Annotated in this window: 20 protein-coding genes; 5 read left to right on the forward strand and 15 right to left on the reverse strand. The window is 63.2% G+C overall.

What is annotated here, in order from left to right:
* Positions 1 to 5 precede the first annotated feature (5 nt).
* Entirely contained in the window at positions 6 to 1,412 is a 1,407-nt protein-coding gene (locus QMK47_RS10845) for a type VI secretion system Vgr family protein (protein ID WP_320390175.1), read from the reverse strand.
* Between the two features lie 219 nt (positions 1,413 to 1,631).
* Here QMK47_RS10845 and QMK47_RS10850 point away from each other — a divergent pair, with 219 nt between their 5' ends.
* Positions 1,632 to 2,336, forward strand: a complete 705-nt coding sequence (locus QMK47_RS10850; RefSeq protein WP_003199952.1) for a YebC/PmpR family DNA-binding transcriptional regulator — start codon at positions 1,632 to 1,634, stop codon at positions 2,334 to 2,336.
* A 147-nt stretch (positions 2,337 to 2,483) separates the two neighbouring features.
* Here QMK47_RS10850 and QMK47_RS10855 read toward each other — a convergent pair whose 3' ends face one another.
* The 8 genes from QMK47_RS10855 to QMK47_RS10890 all read right to left on the reverse strand — a co-directional run bounded on the left by QMK47_RS10855 (position 2,484) and on the right by QMK47_RS10890 (position 10,888).
* A complete protein-coding gene (locus QMK47_RS10855; RefSeq protein ID WP_320390176.1) occupies positions 2,484 to 3,827 on the reverse strand; it encodes a protein kinase in 1,344 nt (447 codons plus the stop codon).
* A gap of 221 nt (positions 3,828 to 4,048) precedes the next feature.
* Complete coding sequence (locus tag QMK47_RS10860; RefSeq protein WP_057447748.1) at positions 4,049 to 5,110, reverse strand: ABC transporter substrate-binding protein; 1,062 nt, start codon at positions 5,108 to 5,110, stop codon at positions 4,049 to 4,051.
* A gap of 18 nt (positions 5,111 to 5,128) precedes the next feature.
* Entirely contained in the window at positions 5,129 to 6,244 is a 1,116-nt protein-coding gene (locus tag QMK47_RS10865; RefSeq protein ID WP_320390177.1) for an FAD-dependent oxidoreductase, read from the reverse strand.
* On the reverse strand, positions 6,241 to 7,596 hold the full coding sequence (locus QMK47_RS10870) for an FAD/NAD(P)-binding oxidoreductase (protein ID WP_320390178.1): 1,356 nt from the start codon (positions 7,594 to 7,596) through the stop codon (positions 6,241 to 6,243). Before QMK47_RS10870 ends, QMK47_RS10865 begins: the two co-directional genes overlap by 4 nt.
* Positions 7,597 to 7,897: 301 nt before the next feature.
* Entirely contained in the window at positions 7,898 to 8,188 is a 291-nt protein-coding gene (locus QMK47_RS10875; protein ID WP_320390179.1) for a (2Fe-2S)-binding protein, read from the reverse strand.
* A gap of 7 nt (positions 8,189 to 8,195) precedes the next feature.
* Positions 8,196 to 8,990: an ABC transporter permease gene (locus QMK47_RS10880; protein WP_320390180.1), complete on the reverse strand. Its 795-nt coding sequence runs from the start codon at positions 8,988 to 8,990 to the stop codon at positions 8,196 to 8,198.
* Between the two features lie 6 nt (positions 8,991 to 8,996).
* Positions 8,997 to 9,866, reverse strand: a complete 870-nt coding sequence (locus QMK47_RS10885) for an ABC transporter permease (RefSeq protein WP_320390181.1) — start codon at positions 9,864 to 9,866, stop codon at positions 8,997 to 8,999.
* Entirely contained in the window at positions 9,863 to 10,888 is a 1,026-nt protein-coding gene (locus tag QMK47_RS10890; RefSeq protein ID WP_320390182.1) for an ABC transporter ATP-binding protein, read from the reverse strand. Before QMK47_RS10890 ends, QMK47_RS10885 begins: the two co-directional genes overlap by 4 nt.
* 244 nt (positions 10,889 to 11,132) lie before the next feature.
* On the opposite strand from QMK47_RS10890, the gene QMK47_RS10895 reads away from it, so the two are divergent.
* Entirely contained in the window at positions 11,133 to 11,969 is an 837-nt protein-coding gene (locus QMK47_RS10895; protein WP_253473113.1) for an IclR family transcriptional regulator, read from the forward strand.
* A 43-nt stretch (positions 11,970 to 12,012) separates the two neighbouring features.
* Here the strand turns inward: QMK47_RS10895 and QMK47_RS10900 are convergent, their stop codons facing one another.
* A complete protein-coding gene (locus tag QMK47_RS10900) occupies positions 12,013 to 12,765 on the reverse strand; it encodes an anti-sigma factor family protein (RefSeq protein ID WP_214508995.1) in 753 nt (250 codons plus the stop codon).
* Positions 12,762 to 13,268, reverse strand: coding sequence for a sigma-70 family RNA polymerase sigma factor (locus tag QMK47_RS10905; protein ID WP_018602303.1), 507 nt, complete (start codon positions 13,266 to 13,268; stop codon positions 12,762 to 12,764). Before QMK47_RS10905 ends, QMK47_RS10900 begins: the two co-directional genes overlap by 4 nt.
* Positions 13,269 to 13,436: 168 nt before the next feature.
* Here QMK47_RS10905 and QMK47_RS10910 point away from each other — a divergent pair, with 168 nt between their 5' ends.
* On the forward strand, positions 13,437 to 14,519 hold the full coding sequence (locus QMK47_RS10910; protein ID WP_253473116.1) for a catalase family peroxidase: 1,083 nt from the start codon (positions 13,437 to 13,439) through the stop codon (positions 14,517 to 14,519).
* The gene (locus QMK47_RS10915; RefSeq protein WP_320390183.1) at positions 14,516 to 15,052 is read left to right on the forward strand and encodes a cytochrome b; all 537 of its coding nucleotides are present in this window, start codon (positions 14,516 to 14,518) and stop codon (positions 15,050 to 15,052) included. The genes QMK47_RS10910 and QMK47_RS10915 overlap by 4 nt, the downstream gene beginning before the upstream one ends.
* 211 nt (positions 15,053 to 15,263) lie before the next feature.
* Here the strand turns inward: QMK47_RS10915 and QMK47_RS10920 are convergent, their stop codons facing one another.
* Positions 15,264 to 16,415, reverse strand: a complete 1,152-nt coding sequence (locus tag QMK47_RS10920; RefSeq protein ID WP_253473122.1) for a M14-type cytosolic carboxypeptidase — start codon at positions 16,413 to 16,415, stop codon at positions 15,264 to 15,266.
* 495 nt (positions 16,416 to 16,910) lie between these two features.
* Positions 16,911 to 17,252, reverse strand: a complete 342-nt coding sequence (locus QMK47_RS10925; RefSeq protein WP_253473125.1) for a DUF6124 family protein — start codon at positions 17,250 to 17,252, stop codon at positions 16,911 to 16,913.
* A gap of 131 nt (positions 17,253 to 17,383) precedes the next feature.
* On the opposite strand from QMK47_RS10925, the gene QMK47_RS10930 reads away from it, so the two are divergent.
* Positions 17,384 to 18,031, forward strand: a complete 648-nt coding sequence (locus QMK47_RS10930; protein ID WP_046064773.1) for a LexA family protein — start codon at positions 17,384 to 17,386, stop codon at positions 18,029 to 18,031.
* A 29-nt stretch (positions 18,032 to 18,060) separates the two neighbouring features.
* Here QMK47_RS10930 and QMK47_RS10935 read toward each other — a convergent pair whose 3' ends face one another.
* Together QMK47_RS10935 and QMK47_RS10940 are read right to left on the reverse strand one after the other, a co-directional pair.
* On the reverse strand, positions 18,061 to 20,010 hold the full coding sequence (locus tag QMK47_RS10935; protein ID WP_320390184.1) for an acetyl/propionyl/methylcrotonyl-CoA carboxylase subunit alpha: 1,950 nt from the start codon (positions 20,008 to 20,010) through the stop codon (positions 18,061 to 18,063).
* Entirely contained in the window at positions 20,007 to 20,825 is an 819-nt protein-coding gene (locus QMK47_RS10940) for a gamma-carboxygeranoyl-CoA hydratase (protein ID WP_018602285.1), read from the reverse strand. The genes QMK47_RS10935 and QMK47_RS10940 overlap by 4 nt, the downstream gene beginning before the upstream one ends.
* Between the last annotated feature and the right edge of the window lie 3 nt (positions 20,826 to 20,828).

Here is a 20,828-nt window from a genome sequence, read left to right on the forward strand (position 1 = left end):
TTGAGTCAGGGCGTCAAGTCCGGCGGATTCAGCAGCCAGTCCAATAGCAGCCCCGCATCATGGTTGCCACGGGGCGATTTCGGGGGCGTGGCGGTATGGCCTGCGCCGGTATCGACAGCCCCTGGGCACAGCACCGGTCGATCAGGGTCGCCGTCGAGAAAACTCACCAGCACTTCGCTGCCGGCCATCAGGCTGGGGCTGCCATCCAGCGTCAGCCGCGACACGGGCAGGGTGATGCCGTCCTGGTCCGGCGCCCATAGGCTGACACTCACCTGGCCACGTTCATCGGGGCTGGCCGGCTGGCCGGTGCGGCCGAGTACATGGGCCAGGTGGTTCCCGGGGATGCAGGGCTTGGGATGCTTGAGGGCTGGCCTGAACGTGGTGGACCAGGGAATGGCGGTGAACCGGTTACGGTAGTCACGGGCCGACGGTGCGGCGGGCAGGTCCGGCTCCAGGATCGAAAACTGCCGTCCACGATGCTGGACCTCGGTGATCAACCATTGATCGTTGAAGGTGGAAACCGGGTGTTCGCAGACCTGCACGATGTCGCCGCCGTGCAGGGCCGGTTGGGTGCTGTGGCCATGGATTTCCCGTTGCCGGCAGCGCAACCGTTCAAGGTGGCGGCGACCGGCCTGGTAACGGTGAGCCAAGGCCGGGTTGCCGCGCATGGCTTCGTGATCGATCTGCTCTAGGGGTTGATTCGCCGCCGAGGCCTCGGCTTCGGGCGGGGCCCGGTCACTGAACCCGACGGGCAGGCCAGGCATCATCGGATGGTGACGCAAATACAAGCGTTTGATGGCCGGCAGCAGGCTGTCGTTCGGGCGCAGGGGTAGCTCGACAGGGCGCGCGGGAAAGCTCTTCGGGTCTTCGGCGAACACCAGCACATGGCCCTGGGGAGCGTGTTCGAAGTGGTAATGAATGCCTTCTTCCTCGCACAGGCGTTGCAGGAGGGTCAGGTCGCTTTCGTCGTACTGGATGCAGAATGGGCGACACGGATACTGCCCATGGGGCAGTTCGAAACGGTAACTGTCGACGGGTAGCGCGTGTTCTTCCAGCAGGCGTTGCAGCACCTGCACCACGCTGAGCCGATGGAAAACCCGGCGCTGCGGGCCTTGCTCCAGTTGCTGGAGGTAGGGAACCAACGTCAAACGATAGCCGATGCGCCGCGGCGCCAGGGCACTCAGGCTAACGCTGTGGACAATTCCATGGACGCCCGATTCGCCGTCCAGGCGCAGGAAGGCCGGATGCCCCAAGAGCAGCTCGGGATCTATCGGCGGGGCGAGGCCGATCAGTTCGAGGTCAAAGCGGTATGGCTGGTTGAGGGCTTCGCGGCCATTGAACCGCAAGACTTGCAGTTGCAAGTCGCTTTGCGTGAGCGTCAGGCTGAAGGGACTTTCCGTGTCGTTGCGCATCGCAGCTCCTACTGGCGGGGAGAGAGGCGCAGAGGGTACGAAACCGCGGGGGGAAACGGTGCTTGTGAGTCGCTATTTCAGAAACGCCCTACAACACGCTGTGAAAATGTCGATCCGGCAGGGTGAATTTTTTGGTCGATCAGCCGGTTTAGGCCGTATAAACTTGCGCCACAGCGCCGGCCGGCAGATGTCTCGGCGCGTCAGACAAGAGAGTGAGTAATGGGCGCACAGTGGAAGGTTAAACACAAAGAAGCGGCTGCCAACGCCAAGGGCAAGATCTTCGGCAAACTGGTGAAGGAAATCACCATTGCCGCGCGCAACGGCGCTGATACCGCTACCAACGCGCACTTGCGACTGGTGGTCGAACAGGCGAAGAAGGCCTCGATGCCCCGCGAGACCCTGGAACGTGCGATCAAGAAAGGTTCTGGCCAGCTCGGTGAAACCGTGCAATACCACCGCGTCACCTACGAAGGGTTCGCGCCGCACCAGGTGCCGCTGATCGTTGAATGCGTGACCGATAACATCAACCGTACCGTTGCCGAAATTCGCGTCGCGTTCCGCAAGGGCCAACTCGGCGCCTCGGGTTCGGTGGCGTGGGACTTCAACCATGTCGGCATGATCGAAGCCGCGCCGGACAGCCCGGACGCCGATCCGGAAATGGCCGCCATCGAGGCCGGTGCCCAGGATTTCGAGCCGGGCGAAGAAGGCGCGACGTTGTTCCTCACCGATCCTGCCGACCTCGATGCCGTACAGAAGGCCTTGCCGGAGCAGGGTTTCACCGTGTTGTCGGCCAAGCTGGGCTATCAGCCGAAAAACCCGGTCAGTGGCCTGACCGACGAGCAGATGGCTGAAGTCGAAGCCTTCCTCGAAGGCCTCGACAACCATGATGACGTGCAGGACATGTTTGTCGGGTTGGCGGGTTAACAATCCCCCCTGTGGCGAGGGAGCTTGCTCCCGCTCGGCGGCGCGTAGAAGCTGTGTAGGAGCTGTCGAGTGCAACGAGGCTGCGATCTTTCCCCTGACACTTGAATCCCAAGTGAAAGATCAAAAGATCGCAGGCTTCGCCAGCTCCTACAGAGCCCAGCGGGAGCAAGCTCCCTCGCCACGGTTGCGCAATAAGCCTTCAATCTCATCAAACCCCGGCCGCGCCAATACATCAGGCTGACAGCAGCGCACTTGCAGATCCTGCAACGCTGCCAGTTCCTCAACACCGAGCGCCGGTTCGATCCGCGCCAGCAATTCCCCCAGCAGAATCCCGAAGGCCCGCACTTCGATGCGTTGCAGGGCGCGGGTTTGCAGGTTGTCCGTGGTGGCGTGGAACGACGCCGCGCCAAAATCCCCCAGCAGGCAATCGCCCTGGTCATCGCACAGAATATTGTGCCCGTAGAGATCCCCGTGGGTGATGCCCTGGCGGTGCAGGTGCGCCGCCACCGAGGCAATGCCATGGGCGATGCGCAGGGCCGCCGGAGCGCTCAGGCGCAGTTCATCGGCATAGACGTCGCGGCTGCACGACGCCAGGCTCGGCAGCCCGGCGAGGTTACGATAGCTGGGCTCGACCAGCGCCATCACCAGCCCAGCCTGTTGCTCGGGGTGCCCGGTAACCTGGCCCAGCACCTCAATCAGGTTCGGGTGGCGACCGGCCGTGATGCAGGCATGCATCTCATGCAGGGGCGAGCCGTCGCTGGTCATCTGGCCTTTGTACAGCTTCACCGCGACCTTTCGTGCCGCCTGGCCGGGTGTCTGCCAGAGCGCCTGATGAATCACCCCCGACGCACCTTCGCCCAGTTGTTGCTGCAGTTCCAGGTGCGGCCAGTCGATAGGCGTCGTGGTATTCAGGGCCGCCGCTTCTGCCTGGGTTTCCAGTGGGTTGCCGGCGTAGGCCAGCCAACTGAGGCTCGGCAACGTGAGCAGCCATTGCGGCAGTTCGCTCAGTTGGTTGGCGGCGATGCGTAGCAGTTCGAGGCGATGACACTGGCCCAGGCTCGCCGGTAATTGCCGCAAGCGGTTGCCGGCCAGCATCAGTTTTTGCAGAGAGGGGCGTTGACCCAGTTCATCCGGCAATTGGCTGACGCAGTTGTCGGTCAGGATCAGCCAGCGCAGCAGTGGCGGCAGTGCGGCGCCCGCGACGTGCGTAATGCGGTTGGCCTTGAAACCGACCATGGTCAAGGCGCTGCAACGGCCCAGGCATTCGGGCAGTTCTGTGAAGCGGTTGTCCGAACAGAACAGCACACTCAGGCGAGTCAGCCGATGCAGGTCGTCGGGCAGCGTGTCCAACTGATTGCCACTGAGGTTGAGAATCTCGAGGGAATCGGCCAGGTCGAAGATTTCCCGGGGAAACTCCGTCAAGCCGCAGGCCAGGTCCAGCCGGGTAATGCCTGAGAGTTGGCCTGCGCGTAGTTGGGCGAGGGTGTGCATGGAGGGGTTCGCTGTTGATCAAGGGGAGGGTCTGGCGTCCGTAGCCAGACAGTTAACCAATAATCAGCTCAGTACAACACCCTGTGGCGAGGGGATTTATCTGTGGGAGCAAGGCCTGCCCGCGATGAAGACGGCGCGGTCTCTGAGAAAACGAGGCGCCTGCATCGCGGGCAAGCCTTGCTCCCACAACAGTGTCGCTCCCCTTGCCACAGTCGATCGCTCTAGCGCTCGATGCTGCGGTTCCAGCGGGCGTTCCAGGCTGGGCGTTGTTCGTTGACCTGGTCCCAATCCACGGCAATCGCCGTTTCCAGGTATTGCTTCATCGCCTCCACCTGGCCGCGGGTCTTGTCGGTGGTCGGGGTGTTGGGGTTGGACGGGATCTGGTCGCCTTCTTCCAGGGCGATGGCCTGGGCTTGCGGGGTCAGCAGGAACGCCGCGAGCTTTTGCGCCAGTTCCGGTTGGGTGTTCTGGGCGATGGCACATTCGGCGACGTTGAGAACCACGGCACCTTCCTTCGGCTGGGCATATTCGACCGGCATGCCCTTGAGTTTCAACGCGGTCACCTGGGTCGGCGTCAGAGGGAACAGCGCGGCTTCGTCGGTCTGCAGCATTTCGGATATCTTCGCCGAGCTCGGGATGTACTCCAGCACGTTGCGCCCCACCGTGTTCGGCCAGGCCTTGAAGCCCGGTTCAACGTCGGTTTCGCTGCCGCCCTGGATCCGGTTGAACATCAAAAAGCCGTGCAGGCCGAACGTGGACGAGGCCATCGACTGGAACACCACTTTGTCCTTGAAGCGTGGATCGGCCAGGTCCATCCATGAGGTGGGCGTATTCCAGCCCTTTTCCTTGAACAGCCGGGTGTTGTAGGCCAACCCGGTCACGCCGAGGCTGACAGCCACGGCCTGATCCTTGATGCGCCCCTTGGCCGGGATCTGCGCCAGGGGCGGGCTATCTTCGAGCTTGTCGCACAAGCCCATGGCGATGGCGCGGTACATGATGCCGTCATCGAGGAACATCACGTGCATCTGCGGGTTGCCTTTGCTGGCCTGGACTTTGGCCAGGATGTCGGCGGAGGTGCCGGGCACGATGACCACTTTGACGTTGTTGGCTTTCTCGAAAGCCGGCAAGACCTTGTCGGCATAGAGCCGCTCCATGGTTCCGCCGTTCATTCCCAGGTAAAGCGTCGGCTCGGCCAACGCCTGGGTGACCGGGAGCAGGGCGCCCAGGCAAGCGGAACCCAGCGAGCAGAAACCGAACAGTGCACTGCGTTTGACGTTATTCATTGGCGCGACCTTCCTCTATCAAGCAACGGAGATGGAGTGAAACCGGGTGATGGAAAACGCATCCAGCGGCGTGGTCGAAGCCCCGCTGCAGATGATCTCGGTGAGCACCTGGCCCACCGCCGGGCCGATCTGGAAGCCCGCGCCGGCAAAGCCGAATGCGTGCAACAGACCGGGCTGGGTGCTGCTGTGGCCGATCACCGGCTGGCGATCGGGCAGATAACCTTCGGTGCCGCTCCAGGTACGAATCGCCTGGGCGCCTTCCAGGAATGGATAGAGCTCGACGGCCTGGCGCAGGATTTCCAGCACGGCGTTCTGGCCGGGGCGGGCGCGTGCAGTGTCCAAGGCAAAACCCTGGCCGCCGCCTAGCACGCAATTGCCGCGTGAGACTTGGCGGGCATAGATACCGCCGCCCTCGACGCCAGTGCTGGCGTCCATGACCAAGGGCAAGGGTTCGGTGACCAGCATCGCCGGGTGCCCGGCGTACATCGGCACCGCTTCGCCGAACTGCGCGGCGAACTGGCTCGCCCAGGCACCGGCGCAGTTCAGCAGCCAGGGCGCGTGGAACGTCAGGCCTGTTGCGGTGTGTACGGCAAAGCGCTGGCCGTCATGTACAACGTTGCTGACGGCGCATTGTTCGTGGACTTGCGCGCCATGTCGGCGAGCGGCCTGGGCAAAGGCTGGCGATACCAGGCGTGGATTGGCGTGGCCGTCGTCCGGGCACAGCGACGCCCCGACCGCAACAGTGCCGACCCACGGAAAACGGGTGCGCAGGGCCTCGCGATCGAGCAGTTGCAGATCCAGGCCAAAGCCCTGGCTGGCGGCAGCGTAGTCGTGCAGCGCTTGCAGATCTTCAGCGCTGCGGGCCAGCTTTAAATGACCGCTGCGCTGGTACTCGCCGTCGATGCCAATCAACTGTGGCAACTGGCTCCAGATTTCATGGGCCCGTTGCGACAAGGGCAATTGCGACAGCGGCCGGCCCTGGCGGCGCACACCGCCGTAGTTCACGCCGCTGGAGTGCGAACCGCAGAAGTCGCGCTCCAGCAACGCCACCCGGCGTCCGGCCTGGCTCAGGAACAACGCGGCGGAGGCGCCGACGATGCCGCCGCCAATGATCACTGCATCCACTTCGATCATGGCTCGACCTCCAGGCCGAACGGCACGGGCTTGATCGGCGCCTGGGCCCGCAAGCGGCCGATGCTGGACACGGTGCGGCCACTTTCGCGGGCAATGATTTCCGCCGCGGCGGCACCGCACATTCGTCCCTGGCAACGGCCCATGCCGACCCGGCAATGCGCCTTGACCCGATTGATCTCCCAATGGCCTTGGCCCACCACCTGGCGGATGTCGCCGGCGCTGACTTCTTCGCAGCGGCAAATCATCAGGTCATCGGCAGCATCGGCGGCCCACGCTTCAGGAAAGGCAAACGCACGTTCCAGGCCCAGTCGGAAATGGCCGATGCGTTCGAGGGATTGTTCCAGCTGAGTGCAACGCTGCGGGTCGATCAGATAACCAATGTCTTCGAGCAAGGCCAGGGCCGCCCGTTCACCGGCCATTTCAGCGGCGTCGGCGCCCATGATGCCGGCACCGTCACCGGCCAGGTAGATCCCCGGCACGCTGCTGCGTCCGGCGCCGTCGCGTCGTGGCAGCCAGGCGCGGTTGAGGGCGCTCCAGGAAAACTCGCAACCCAGCAGGTCGGCCAGTTGGGTTTCACTGCGCAAGCCGTGGGCGAAGGCCACCGCGTCGCAGTCGAGGGTGTGTTCGCCGTTGGCGTTGCGCCATTTCAACGACTGCACCCGCCGTTCGCCATCGAGACCCGACAGGCTCGCGCCTTGATGCACGGCGATGCCGTGGGCGGTCAGCCAGGCGCGATAATAGAGGCCCTTGGCGAGGGTGGCCGGTTGTGCCAGCAGGCGGGGCAGGGCGCGGACCTGGGCGCCAAAGGGCGAACTGTCGAGCACCGCGACCACGTTGGCGCCGGCCCGGGCGTATTGATAGGCCACCAGATACAGCAAGGGGCCGCTGCCGGCGAACACCACCCGCTCACCGATGGCACACCCCTGGAATTTCAGGGCAATCTGCGCCGCGCCCAGGCTGTAGACCCCTGGCAGGGTCCACCCGGGTACAGGCAGGATCCGGTCGGTGGCGCCGGTTGCGACGATCACGCTGGCGTACTCGAGGCGGTCGGCGCGGCCTTCATGCAGGGTATCGAGCAGGCCGGCTTCGGCGTTCCACACCAGGGTGTCGGGGCGGTAGTCGAGCTGTCCGCGCAATGCGTCGAGCGTCTGGTGGATGGCGTTGGCCTTGTGCGCTTCGAAGCCATAGAGCTTGACTGGCGAGCGCTTGAAATTAGCCGGTTGGCGCCGATAGATCTGCCCGCCACCGTGGGCGGCTTCGTCCAGCAGGACCGGGTACAGGCCGTGGGCGACCAATGTCTGCGCGGCACGGATACCGGCGGGGCCGGCGCCGATGATGGCTATTGGTTTCATCGCCACCTCATTGGCTGGACCGGGGGATTTGTGCTGCGCTCGAAACCGTCATCGCGAGCAAGCTCGCTCCCACACTGGATCGGTTGTGGATGCTGGTTTAGCGCTCGCCGCAGTTCCCCTGTGGGAGCGAGCCTGCTCGCGATGACGGCGGCACATGCGACAACAGCGGCAGCAGACAGACCGTTTTCGCGAGCGGGCTCGCTCCCACATTGGATCTGTTGTGGATGTTGGTTGCGCACACGCCGCAACTCCCCTGTGGGAGCGAGCTTGCTCGCGATGAGGCCAGGCCAGTCGACGGTGTTCATACCTGGCGCCCCGGTTCGCGTCTGATGTGCTGGCCGGCTTCGAGCAGGGTCGAGCAGGCGCGGACGCGGCGGCCGTCGCCCAGGCGCACCCAGCAGTCCTGGCAGGCGCCCATCAGGCAGAAACCGGCCCGGGGCTCGGCGCTGAAGTCGCTGCCGCGCAGGTGTTCGCTGCAGGTCAGCACGGCGGTCAGCAGCGTGTCCCCCAGCAGGCCGGTGGCAGGCTGGCCGTCGAGGGTAAAGTCCAGGGCCGGGCGGTCGCCTTCGGCCAGTCGTTTCAGCAGCGCCATGGTGCCCTCATTGTTTGCCTACCAGGACCCGATCCAGGCCATAGACCCGGTCGAGCAGAATCATGGTCAGCGCGGTGAGCGCGATGACCAGCGCCGACACCGCCGCCATCATCGGGTCGATGGATTCGGTGGCGTACACGTACATGCGCACCGGCAAGGTTTGCGTGGCCGGCGAGGTGACGAAGATCGACAGCGTGACTTCATCGAAACTGTTGATGAACGCCAGCAGCCAGCCCCCGGCCACCCCCGGCAGGATCATCGGCAAGGTGATTTGCCGGAACAGCGTGAAGCGCCCGGCCCCCAACGATTGCGCGGCCTGTTCGGCGCTGCGGTCCAGGCCGATGGCCGAGGCCAGCACCAGGCGCAACACGTAGGGCGTGATCACCAGCACGTGGGCGAAGATCAGCCAGGCAAAGCTGCCGTTCACGCCCATCAGCGCAAACAGGCGCAGCAATGCCACCCCCAGCACCAGGTGCGGAATGATGATTGGCGACAGGAACAGGCCGTTGAAGAAGTCCCGGCCGGGGAACTCGAGCCGGGTGATCGCCAGGGCCGCCGGCACCGCGATCAACGTCGCCAGCGAGGCCGCGCAGAACGCCAGGACCAGGCTGTTGTAGAACGCGTCGACAAAATCCGCGCGCTCGAACACCGCACGAAACCAGCGCAGGGAAAACTCGGTGGTCGGCAGGCTCAGGGTGTTTTCCGGGGTGAAGGCGACGAGGCAGACCACCACCAGCGGCGCGAGCATGAAGACCACCACCAGGGCGTGAAACAGCAGCGCGAAAGGACCGTTTCTAGACATGACCCATTACCCCAATGACTTCTTGTAGCGGCCTTCGATCATCCGGTTCCACGACAGCATGATCAGCAGGTTGAGCAGCAGCAGCGCGACGGCAATGGCCGCGCCCATCGGCCAGTTCAGTTCCGACAGGTACTGGTCGTAGATCAGCGTGGCGACCATCTTCAAACGCCGTCCGCCGAGCAGGCCGGGAATCGCGAAGGAGCTGGCGGCGAGGCCGAACACAATCAGCGTGCCGGACAGCACGCCGGGCATGATCTGCGGCAGCACCACTTTGCGGATCACCGTGAATTGGCTGGCCCCCAGGGACAGCGCGGCCTGTTCGGCGGCCGGGTCGAGTTTCTGCAGCGAGGTCCAGACCGGAATGATCATGAACGGCAACATCACGTGGACCAGGGCGATGACCACGGCGAACGGCGTATAAAGCAGCTTCACCGGCGCGCCGCCGAAGGCTTGAAGGGCCTGGTTGACCAAGCCGTCGGCGCCGAGCAGGAGGCTCCAGCCAAAGGCCCGCACCACCACTGAAATCAGCAGCGGGGTGAGAATCAGGATCAGGAAAATCGAACGCCACGGCGCGCCCATGCGGCTGAGGATGTACGCCTCGGGCACGCCGATCAGCACGCACAGCAAAGTGGTCAGGGCGCTGATCCAGAACGTGCGCAAAAAGATCTCGTAGAAGTACGGATCGCCCAGCAGGCTGGTGTAGTGCTCGAAGGTATAGGCGTCGCCGTTGATGCCCGAACTGTAGTCGAAGACGTTGAACGACAGGACCAAGGTCAAGCCCAAGGGAATGACCAGCAGGCCCAGGTACAAGGCCAGGGCCGGCGCGGACATCAGGTAGCCTTGGCGACAGCGGCGCATCGCATCGATCAGCTTCATGCCGGCACCTCGTCCGCGCTCAGTACCCGCAGCAGCGCCGGGTCCCAATCCAGGCCCACCGCCGTGCCTTCTACCAGGGGCGCGGAGCCGTCGTTGCGGCGCACCACGCAGAGTTCACCCAGGCTGGTCGAGACGCCGTACAGCCATTGGCTGCCAAGGAAGAAGCGGCTGATGAGGGTGCCTTGCAGTCGGCCTGAACCGGCCTCGCACAGGTCGATTTTTTCCGGACGCAGGCTCAGGATCAGGTCGCCATTGCCCTGGCTGCAGGCTTGAACGACACCCGCACTGTCCCGCATGCCGGGCAGCAGGTTGGCTTTGCCGACGAAGCCGGAAATGAATTCGGTACGCGGGTGCTCGTAAAGGGTGTACGGCGCATCGATCTGGGTGATGCGCCCGGCCTGCATCACCACGACCCGGTCACTGATCGACAGGGCTTCGGACTGGTCGTGGGTTACCATCAGCGTGGTGATCCCGACTTCGCGCTGGATGCGGCGGATTTCGTATTGCATCTCTTCGCGCAAATTGGCGTCGAGGTTGGACAGTGGCTCGTCGAGCAACAGCACTGGCGGCTCGATCACCAGCGCTCGGGCCAGTGCCACGCGTTGGCGCTGGCCGCCCGAGAGTTCTCGCGGGTAGCGGTCGGCGTGGCGGTCCAGGCGTACCAGTTTCAACACCCGGTCCACCCGTTGTTGCAGCTCGGCAGTGGCCACTTTGCGCATGCGCAGGCCGAAGGCGACGTTGTCCTGGACGGTCATGTGGGGAAATAGCGCGTAGCTCTGGAACACCACACCCAGGCCACGGCTGGCGGGCTTGGCGTGGGTAATGTCGCGACCGTCCAGCAGGATGCGCCCGCTGCTGACTTCGACGAAGCCGGCGATCATCTGCAGGGTTGTGGTCTTGCCGCAGCCGGAAGGTCCCAGTAGCGAGACGAACTCGCCTTTTTCCACCGACAGGTTGGTGGCGACCACGGCGTCGATATCGCCGTAACGTTTGCCAAGTCCTTCAAGTTGCACAAAAGCCATAGCTGCGCTCCACCTGGGATTGTTATGCGTCGCCTGCGGGCGCGCTTTTTTATGGGCAGATACGAAAGGGTGTTGCTGGGGTGCGTTGGTGCTCGACCTTGAGTCGGCTGCCGCTGTTGTTCGAATCGCCCCTGTCTGGACGAAGAGTAGGACGAAGAATAGGATGGGCTCAATGGACTATTTCACTGAAGCGAAGACTATTTTCAGTTTCATTCAGTGAGTAAATTTAATAATGAGAAATGGCATGTCTGATTCCACTGATCGGAATAATGAGAAAGGCGAAGTCGGTGTCGGCGCGGTCTCCCGGCTGTTTGCCGTGTTGCGCAGCCTGGGTGGCACCGCCGAGGGCGGGGAGCGGGTGACGCAATTGGCCCAGCGCATCGGCCTGTCCCAGCCCACCACGCATCGCTTGTTGCGCAGCCTGATGGACGAAGGCATGGTCGAGCAGGACGCACGTAGCAAACGCTACCGCTTGAGCCTGGAGTTCTTCGCCCTGGCCGCCCGCGCCGGCAACACCGGCAACCTGCGCGAACTGGTGCGCCCAGCCATGCTGCGGTTGTCGGCCTCCCTCGGGGACTCGTTGTTTTTGCTGGCGCGCAGTGGTTTCGATGCGGTCTGCCTGGACCGCAGCGAGGGGCCGTTTCCGATCCGCACGTTCACGGGCGACATCGGTGGTCGCGTGGCGTTGGGCGTGGGGCAGGGCAGCTTGGCGATCCTGGCGTTTCTGCCGGAGGAAGAGCGCGACACGGTGATTCAATACAACCTGCCGCGGCTCAAGGATTTCCATTTGTACGACGAAGTCTTCCTGCGTTCGGAAGTGGAGAACGTGCGCACGCTGGGCTACGCCGGGCGCAATACTGGCGTATTGCAAGGCATGGCCGGGGTGGCCGTGCCGATCCTGGACCGTGACGGCCGGGCCGTGGCCGCCTTGAGCGTGGCAACGGTGAGCGACCGCCTGGGGCCCGATCGCCTGCCGACGGTGGTGGACATGCTCAAGCGCGAGGCAGCCCTGATCGGACCGCGGATCAACCCGTTCGACCCATTGCTGCGCAGGCCTTCGCAGGTGTTTGGGCAGGGCTGAACAGACTCTCAAGAGCAGCCTGTATCCCCTGTGGGTAGGGGGTTCAGAACTTCAGGGTCTGCTTGAGCCGCTGCACCGTCGGCGTATCACTGGGGATGACCATCGCATAGTTGTAGCCCGGCCCGGACCAGTACTCGGCTTGCAATTCGCCCTCGCGACGACTGCCCCGCGGCAGGAGGAAATTTTTCGGGCCGGGTGGGCGCACGTAGAAGCTGATTTTCTGACCGCTCGGGTCCTGATAGACCACCATCGCCGCCGCGCCTTGTTCGGTGCTGAGCAAGCGCCCGCTGACCGGCTTGAAGCCCGTACCCGATAGGTCTGGCAGCCGGTCGGCCTGGGTGAAGTAGCGGTCGAGCCAGCCTTGCATGCTCTGCTCGTCGCCGGTCTGGTAATCGGCCGGAAGGATGCCCTGCTGGGCAATCAACCGGTACGCCTGTAGAGCGTCAGCCATGGGGGCTGCGGCGCTGAGCAGGGTCATTTGTCGCGCCTGCCAGCCGCTGACCCCGCCTACGCTGACGGCCAGCAGCAACACCGCGGCGCTGGCCAGGTGGCGGCGGGAGCGATGTTTCAGGTGCTGGCGAATCATGGCCGGGTCGAGATCCGGATTGGGCGGCTGTTGCAAGGCGCCGCTCAGGGCCGTGCGCAGGTGCTGCGCGTCCTGTTGCCAGGCGCGGACCCGGGCGGCGACTTCCGGCTGGTTGGCCAGGTAGGCCTGCACCAGGCGCTGGTCGGCCTCGCTCAGTTGGCGATCGACGTAGGCGTGCAGGTCGCTGTCGCTGGGGGGCATGCTGATCATTTGAGTATCCGCAGGGTAGGGCGGGTGATTTCGCCGTCGCTGAGTTGGCGCAGGGCCTGGCGAGCGCGGGACAGGCGGGACATGACCGTGCCGGTCGGCACGCCGAGGATGTCGGCGACTTGCTGGTAGCTCAAGCCTTCCACCGACACCCACAACAACAGTGCACGTTGTTCCGTCGTGAGTTGATCGAAGGCTTGCAGGGACGATTGCGCGATCACGCTGCGCTCGGCCGAAGGGTGGGCATCGTCGCGGCCGGTGAAAAACTCCAGCATGCGCGCATACCGTCGGGAGCGGCGATGGCCGTCGAGAAACTGCCGGTACAGAATCGAAAACAGCCAGGCCCGCAGATCGCCGTCCGGACGCTTGTCGTTCCACTTGGACAATGCCCGTTCCAGGCACATCTGCACCAGGTCGTCGGCGTTGCTCGGGTTGCGCGTCAGCGACACGGCAAAACGCCGTAGCCTGGGGATGAGCTCGCGCAACTGTTCGTCGAATGCGTTCATAGGGGTGTGGCTTCTGTGGGCAGTCACTGCACCGGGACTGGAAAGACGACCCGCAAACGAGATTATTCCAGTGCAGGAAAAATAAATACGAGGCGTGGGAATAAACCTGCCGGGCTTTCGTCTGACGGGTCCTTTCCAACAAATGGCCCCGAGCCCTGGAGCTTTCTCATGGTTGATCCTTCACCCTCGTCGAGCCGGCCACCCTTGAGTGCCGCCGGCCTGACATTGCGCCTGAGCGGCATCGCCGTGATTGTTGCCGCGCTGGCCGGGGCGTTTGCCTACGTCAATGGCAGCCTCGACCCACAGCGCCTGACACCGCAGGCGTTGGTCACTGTGCTGGAAAAAAACAACGGCGTTCACCCGGGCTTTCGACGCAACCACTCAAAAGGTGTCTGCGTCGCGGGCTATTTCCAAAGCACGGGCGAGGCCAGCGGCTATTCCAGCGCCCAAGTGTTCTCGCAGCCGCAAACGCCAGTGGTTGGGCGTTTCGCCTTGCCCAGCGGCAATCCCTATGCACCGGACGGCAGTGTGCCGATTCGCAGCCTGGCACTGCGCTTTACCCAGGCCAACGGCCAGCAATGGCGCACCGGCATGAACAGCATGCCGGTGTTTCCGGTGGGCACGCCCGAAGCCTTCTACCAACTCCAACAAGCCCAGTCGCCGGACCCTGCCACAGGGAAACCGAACCCTGCGGCCGTACCGGCGTTCTTTGCCGCGCACCCCGAAGCGGTGCCGTTTCTGCAATGGATCAAGACCGCCAAGCCGTCGGCCAGTTATGCCACCGAAACCTACAACGGCATCAACGCGTTTTATCTGGTCAACCCCACCGGGCAGCGCCAGGCGGTGCGCTGGGGCGTGGTGCCGATGACCCAGGATGCTGCGGATGCGATGCCACCTCAGGGGGCCGACTTCCTCGAGCAAGACTTGGCCAAGCGTCTCGCCGCCGGGCCGTTGCGCTGGCAGTTGAACATCACCCTGGCCAACCCCGGGGACCCGGTGAACGATGCCAGCAAGGCCTGGCCCGCCGACCGCAAGGTACTCAATGCCGGCACATTGGTGCTGGAGCGCACCCAGGCGCAGGACAACGGCGAATGCCGCGACATCAACTATGACCCGCTGATCCTGCCCCAAGGGATCGAAGGTTCCGAAGACCCGCTATTGGTCGCGCGCTCCGCCGCCTATGCCAGTTCCTATCTGCGCCGTACCAGCGAAGTGAGCCAGTTGGCCGCCAAACAGGAGTCCCGCCCATGAGCGCCCCTCGTCACTTTGCACCGCTGGCCCGGCTGCTGCACTGGCTGATGGCAGTGATGATCATCGCCATGCTGTTCATCGGCGCGGGCATGGTCGCCTCGGTGTCCGAACGCCATGAATGGCTGCTGCAGTTGCACAAACCATTGGGCATCGCGATTTTGCTGTTGGTGATCGTGCGCCTGGCGGTGCGTTTTACCACCCGCCAACCGCCGCTGCCGGCGGATCTGCCGGCCTGGCAAGTGCTGGCGGCAAACGCCTCGCATGTGCTGTTGTACGCCCTGATGCTGGTCCTGCCGTTGTTGGGCTGGGGCATGATTTCGGCGGCGGGGGATCCGGTGATGCTCGGCGACTCGTTGCAACTGCCGTCGATTCTGCCGGCCGATGCCCAGACGTTCGCACTGCTGCGCAAGGCCCACGGGTACCTGGCTTACCTGTTGTTCGTGACGGTGCTGGTGCATCTGGCGGCGGCGTTGTTTCACGCTTGGGTGCGCCGGGATGAGGTGTTGGACAGTATGTTGCGCGGCAAAGGCTGATGAAGCCTGTGGCGAGGGAGCTTGCTCCCGCTGGGTGGTGTCTGTAGGAGCTGCCGAGCGAAGCGAGGCTGCGATCTTTCCACTGGCGCTTGAATTTCAAGTGAAAGATCAAAAGATCGCAGGCTTCGCCAGCTCCTACAACGCCGAGCGGGAGCAAGCTCCCTCGCCACAGGTGTTCACCTTAGACGAGGGACATGATCAGGTCATCGGATCAGCGTAATTCGTCGACCATGGCCTCGATGGTGCTCAACACATCCTTGCCCAGTTGCATCGAGCGTTTGCCAGACCAGCCGGTGATCGGGTTCGGGTGATCGTTGTGGTCCTTGAACGGCATTTCCAGGGTCAGGGACAGGCAGTCATATTTCTGGCCGACCGCGTTACAGGCCAGGGTCATGTTGGCCTGGCCCGGTTCGTCGCGGGTGTAGCCGTAAGCAGTCTGGAAGTCTTTGGTCTGATGCTTGAGATGGCTGCGAAAGCGCTCTTCAAGTTCGGCAATGCGTGGCGTGTAGCCCGGGTTGCCTTCGCAACCGGCGGTGAAGACGTGGGGGATTTCCTCATCGCCGTGAGCATCGAGGAACAGATCGACGCCGTACTTTTCCATTTGCTGCTGGACGAAAAAGACCTCGGGGCTGATTTCCGGACTGGCGTTCTGCCAGGCACGGTTGAGGTCCTGACCCATGGCGTTGGTCCGCAGATGCCCGTGGAATGCGCCGTCCGGGTTCATGTTCGGCACCAGGTACAGATCGGCTTTGGCGAGTAACTGGTTCAGTTGCGCATCGTCATGCTGCTGGAGGCGTTCGATCACGCCCTCCATGAACCACTCGGCCATGTGCTCGCCGGGATGCTGCTGGGCGATGATCCAGACTTTGCGCCGGCCTTGCGCACCGCTGCCTTTGCGCAGCAGCTGAATGTCACGGCCTTCCACGCTTTTACCGACGGCCAATAGTTCGGTGCCGGCCTTGTGCTGCGCTTGCTCGATCAGCCAATCATGTCGGCCGCGACTGTAGGGTTCGAAGTAGGCGAACCAGGCGTTGGTCTGTTCGGTCTCCAGATAAAAGCGCAGGGCGTCGCCTTCAAATTGGGTCGGAATGCGGAACCAGTTGACGTGATCGTAGGAGGCAACGGCCTGGTAGCCCGTCCAGGCCTTGTTATAAGACGATTGACTGGCGTTGAGCAGCCGAAAGGAATACTCCTGGCCGACGTGTAGGCCGCTGGCCTTGAAGTGGAACCACTGGAAATGGGCGCTGCGGGTGTCGGGCCTGATCTTGAGCAACGACTGCAGCGGGTTGCTGATGTCGACGACCTCGATGTTGCCGCTGTCGAAATTGGCGCTGATATCAAAGGAAGATTTAGCCACGGTCACGATTCCTGGAGAGGATTTTCATGGCCATTACTGTACACGCAAGATGGGGGGAACCGAGACGATTTACGTCACGTAAACGAGGGGGCGTCCTCCCTGGACGCCGAGCCAGCTTAGAGAGTCTGCAATTGATTCTCAAGCGCTGGTTGTCGATAGTTTTCGCCTGTGTGGCGGGGCGTCTCTTGCCAACGGATATTCATTTGCTATCATCGCCGCCATCGAATTGGCAGCACCCAAAAAGACTTCATTAGCCTGAAGCCATAAGCCGAAAAATCGGCAAAAAAAGACCCGGCAAAAAGCCGGGTCAAAAACCGTGATTAGCCTGATGAGGAGATATTCCAGAAGTCCGACCTAAGGTCTTCTGGTCTATCGACTGATCTCGCGATCAGTTGGTGCAATAATAATCATTATCATTTGCAAGTCAAATGGTTTTATCGCATCGATTGGAAAATTTTTTCTCGTCGTCCGCGTTCGCGACGACATTCCCAAGTGTTATCCCTAGCGAGTCGGGTAGCGATCCAGGGATCGGTCAAGCATCACCTTGACCAGATCAATCATGTGCACCACCGAAAATGCCAGGTCACGGCTCGAACCGTTCAACTGGTTGGCGGACTCGTGGGCGGTCGCCGCCGCACAGCGCAGCAGGTCGCAGGCGTGAACAAGGGCTTCTTCTGCGCTGACGCTGTGGTTGACGTCGAAGAAACGATGTTCTGCCTGTGCCTGCGAAACACCTGGTTTCAAGTAGTAGTCGAGGGCGCGTTTGGCCGCCGGGCAATCCTGCAAGGAAGGGAATGTGCTGTCGAAAGGGCTGCCGGGTTGGTCTTTGTTGGGTGTATCCATGGTGATGAAAATCTCCGTATGTGGGGCTGAACTCCTGAATCCAGAGTAGTACTTATCGTAATTGTGACGATAATTTAAATACTACAATTTGTGTTTTGAATGGCCGGAGTCATCCACGTATCGTGCCGCACATGGATAAATGGATAGAGTTGGTCAAGGCCAAGATGAAGGAGCTGCGCATCACGCAAGTGGTGCTCGCAGAACGGTTGGGAATGTCCCAGGGCGGCGTCGGCCATTGGCTGACCAGGCGCCGGCAACCCAGTGTCGAAGACATGAACCGGGTCCTGCGGGAGCTGGGGCTGGAGTTCCTGGAAGTGGCGATGGTGATTCGCGAGCCGGACACCTCCACGGACGAAGGCATGGCTCTGGCGCAGAAGTACAACCCGTACTTCCGCTACCCGGTCAGTGAATGGCACGAGGTTGGCGAGGTTCGCGAAGGCGATCCTGGCGCCTATAGCCAGGCGCGCTACGAGCTGACGGACTACCACGCCCTGGGAGCCGCGTTCTGGCTGGTGGTGGTGGGCGACGCGATGACCGCACCCAGCGGCTTGAGCATTCCCGAGGGCATGTCGATCCTGGTGGATCCGGCCATCGAGGCGGTGCCTGGCAAACTGGTGGTCGCCTGCTTGCCCGGCAGCAGTGACGCGACCTTTCGCAAATTGATCGAAGAGAGCGGGCAGCGTTACCTGGTTCCGCTCAACCCGACTTACCCGAAAAACCTGTACACCGAGCAATGTCGCCTCATCGGTGTGGTGGTGCAGGCCACCATCAGGTTCTGACTGGATCGGCCCTGGGAGCGGGCCGATGCCTATTCTTCGAACGCCACCAGGGCGCTGCCTTCGCTGACCATTTCGCCTTCCTGGCAATACAGCGCCTTGATCACCCCGGCCTTGGGCGCACGAATGCTGTGCTCCATTTTCATGGCCTCCAGGACCACCAGTTGAGCCCCGGCCTCCACCGGCTGGCCGACACTCACCAATACCCGGACGATACTGCCGTTCATGGGCGCGGCCAGGCCACCTTGATGGCTGTGGCTGGCCTCGGCGGCGGCCAACGGGTCGTACAGGTCGATCCGGTGCAGGTCACCCGCCCATTGCAGATACAGGCTGTCGTCCTGGCGAATGGCGCGATGACTGCGGCGCAGGCCGTGGTGCTCTATCACCAGTTGCTCGCCCTCGAGTTCCGCGCAATGGGCGCTAACGTCCAGCGTCAGCGCGCGATCCTGGCCTTCGCAGCTCAGGTGCAAGGTGGTCTCCCTTGGCAGCCCCAGACGCAGCCCGGTGGTGCTGGCCCAGGGCGAGTCGGCATCATCGCCGCGCACGCGCGGTGTCAGGCTCAAGGCGAAGCCCTGGGCGGCTGCGAACCAGAATGCGTCATCCAATTCGCCCGGCTCTGGCAGCAATTGCGCCTGGTAACGTGGGATAAATCCGGTGTCCAGCTCTGCTGCCGCGAAGGCGGGGTGGGCCACGATTCGGCGCAGGAACCCGATGTTGGTTTTCAGCCCGCCAATGGCAAACTCGTCGAGCATGCTCAACAGCCGCAGGCGCGCCTGTTCACGGTCTTCACCCCAGGCAATCAGCTTGCCGAGCATCGGGTCGTAGAACGGCGAGATTTCATCGCCTTCTTCAACCCCGCTGTCGACCCGCCGGCCCGGACCCTCGGCCGATTCGCGATACAACGCCAGGCGTCCGGTGGCCGGCAGGAAATCGTTGACCGGGTCTTCGGCATATAGCCGTACTTCGATGGCGTGACCGAGCAGCGGCACTTGCGCTTGAGTGATCGGCAAGGGTTCGCCCTGGGCGACGCGGATCTGCCAAGCTACCAGGTCCAGTCCGGTGATCGCTTCGGTGACCGGATGCTCGACCTGCAACCGGGTGTTCATTTCCATGAAGAAAAACTCGCCCCGCGCATCCAGCAGGAACTCCACCGTGCCCGCCCCGACGTAACCAATCGCCTGGGCTGCGCGCACGGCGGCTTCACCCATGGCCTGGCGTAGTTGCTGGGTCAGGCCGGGGGCGGGGGCTTCTTCCACGACTTTCTGGTGGCGGCGCTGGATGGAGCAATCGCGTTCGTTGAGGTACAGGCAGTTGCCGTGTTGGTCGGCAAATACCTGGATTTCCACATGGCGTGGCTTGAGCAGGTACTTTTCCACCAGCATCCGTGAGTCGCCGAACGAGGACTGCGCTTCACGCTGGGCCGAGGCCAGGGCTTCGGCCAGTTGGCTGACGTCCTCGACGACTTTCATGCCCTTGCCGCCACCGCCGGCCGTGGCCTTGAGCAATACCGGGTAGCCGATGCGCTCGGCGGCGTCGCGAAAGGTCTCCAGGTCCTGGGCTTCGCCGTGATAACCGGGCACCAGGGGCACCCCGGCGGTTTCCATCAAGGTCTTGGCCGCCGATTTGCTGCCCATGGCATCGATGGCCGAGGCCGGTGGGCCGAGGAAGATCAGCCCGGCGCTTTCAATCGCCCGGGCGAACCCGGCGTTCTCGGACAGAAAGCCATAACCGGGGTGGATGGCCTGGGCGCCGCTGGCTTTCGCTGCGGCGATCAGCTTGTCGATTTGCAGGTAGCTGTCGGCGGCCTTGCTGCCGCCCAGGTCGACGCGGATGTCGGCTTCACGGCTGTGGCGGGCATCGCGGTCGGTGGCGCTGTGGACAGCAACGGTGGTCAGGCCCATGGCCTTGGCGGTGCGCATTACGCGGCAGGCGATTTCGCCACGGTTGGCCACCAGCAACGTGGTGAGGGCAGGGGCGCTCATCGACGCGGCTCCTTGTTATTCGATTCGGCTTGCCAGTTCGGCGCACGCTTTTGCAGGAAAGCCCGCAGGCCTTCCTGGCCCTCCGGGCTGACGCGGATGCGGGCGATGGCATTTTCGGTGTAGCGCCGCAGCGCCGGGGTAAGGGCGCCGTTGCCGACTTCACGCAGCAGTTCCTTGCTGGCGCGCATGGCCGCCGGGCTGTTGAGCAACAGGTTGTCGATCCATTGTTCGACTTGATAATCCAGGGCCTCGGCCGGGTAACTTTCCGACAGCAAACCGATTTCTTTCGCACGTTGCCCGTCGAAGCGTTCCGCCGTCAGGGCATAACGACGCGCGGCACGCTCGCCGATGGCCTGCACCACGAACGGGCTGATCACCGCCGGCGCCAGGCCAATGCGCACTTCCGACAGGCAGAACTGTGCTTCATCGGCGCCAATGGCCATGTCACACGCGCTGATCAGCCCCAGCGCGCCACCGAACGCGGCGCCCTGGACGACGGCCAGCGTAGGAATCTTCAGCTTGGCGAGGTTGTACATCAGCTCCGCCAGTTCCCGGGCGTCATCGAGGTTGGTGTGGTAGTCGAGCTCGGCCGATTGCTGCATCCAGGCGAGGTCGGCGCCGGCGCTGAAATGCTTGCCGCGACCGCGGATCAGCAGGAAGCGCAAGCTTGGATCGCTGCTGACGTGGTCCAGGGCCAGGATCAGCTCGCGGATCATTTCGGCGTTGAACGCGTTGTTTTTCGACTCGCGGCTGAGCCACAGGGTGGCAACGCCCCGTGGGTCGGTGTGCAGTTCGAGGGTGTTGAAGTTATCCATGGA

Source organism: Pseudomonas sp. P9_35, from assembly GCF_034008205.1.
GTDB classification, from domain to species: domain Bacteria; phylum Pseudomonadota; class Gammaproteobacteria; order Pseudomonadales; family Pseudomonadaceae; genus Aquipseudomonas; species Aquipseudomonas kilonensis.

Coding starts and splice junctions, on each gene's coding strand:
- QMK47_RS10850 (WP_003199952.1), top strand. CDS start 1,632: ATGGGCGCACAGTGGAAGGTTAAACACAAAGAAGCGGCTGCCAACGCC.
- QMK47_RS10865 (WP_320390177.1), bottom strand. CDS start 6,244: ATGATCGAAGTGGATGCAGTGATCATTGGCGGCGGCATCGTCGGCGCC.
- QMK47_RS10930 (WP_046064773.1), top strand. CDS start 17,384: ATGGATAAATGGATAGAGTTGGTCAAGGCCAAGATGAAGGAGCTGCGC.
- QMK47_RS10895 (WP_253473113.1), top strand. CDS start 11,133: ATGTCTGATTCCACTGATCGGAATAATGAGAAAGGCGAAGTCGGTGTC.
- QMK47_RS10910 (WP_253473116.1), top strand. CDS start 13,437: ATGGTTGATCCTTCACCCTCGTCGAGCCGGCCACCCTTGAGTGCCGCC.
- QMK47_RS10940 (WP_018602285.1), bottom strand. CDS start 20,825: ATGGATAACTTCAACACCCTCGAACTGCACACCGACCCACGGGGCGTT.
- QMK47_RS10870 (WP_320390178.1), bottom strand. CDS start 7,596: ATGAAACCAATAGCCATCATCGGCGCCGGCCCCGCCGGTATCCGTGCC.
- QMK47_RS10855 (WP_320390176.1), bottom strand. CDS start 3,827: ATGCACACCCTCGCCCAACTACGCGCAGGCCAACTCTCAGGCATTACC.
- QMK47_RS10890 (WP_320390182.1), bottom strand. CDS start 10,888: ATGGCTTTTGTGCAACTTGAAGGACTTGGCAAACGTTACGGCGATATC.
- QMK47_RS10925 (WP_253473125.1), bottom strand. CDS start 17,252: ATGGATACACCCAACAAAGACCAACCCGGCAGCCCTTTCGACAGCACA.
- QMK47_RS10935 (WP_320390184.1), bottom strand. CDS start 20,010: ATGAGCGCCCCTGCCCTCACCACGTTGCTGGTGGCCAACCGTGGCGAA.
- QMK47_RS10880 (WP_320390180.1), bottom strand. CDS start 8,990: ATGTCTAGAAACGGTCCTTTCGCGCTGCTGTTTCACGCCCTGGTGGTG.
- QMK47_RS10915 (WP_320390183.1), top strand. CDS start 14,516: ATGAGCGCCCCTCGTCACTTTGCACCGCTGGCCCGGCTGCTGCACTGG.
- QMK47_RS10905 (WP_018602303.1), bottom strand. CDS start 13,268: ATGAACGCATTCGACGAACAGTTGCGCGAGCTCATCCCCAGGCTACGG.
- QMK47_RS10860 (WP_057447748.1), bottom strand. CDS start 5,110: ATGAATAACGTCAAACGCAGTGCACTGTTCGGTTTCTGCTCGCTGGGT.
- QMK47_RS10885 (WP_320390181.1), bottom strand. CDS start 9,866: ATGAAGCTGATCGATGCGATGCGCCGCTGTCGCCAAGGCTACCTGATG.
- QMK47_RS10900 (WP_214508995.1), bottom strand. CDS start 12,765: ATGATCAGCATGCCCCCCAGCGACAGCGACCTGCACGCCTACGTCGAT.
- QMK47_RS10875 (WP_320390179.1), bottom strand. CDS start 8,188: ATGGCGCTGCTGAAACGACTGGCCGAAGGCGACCGCCCGGCCCTGGAC.
- QMK47_RS10845 (WP_320390175.1), bottom strand. CDS start 1,412: ATGCGCAACGACACGGAAAGTCCCTTCAGCCTGACGCTCACGCAAAGC.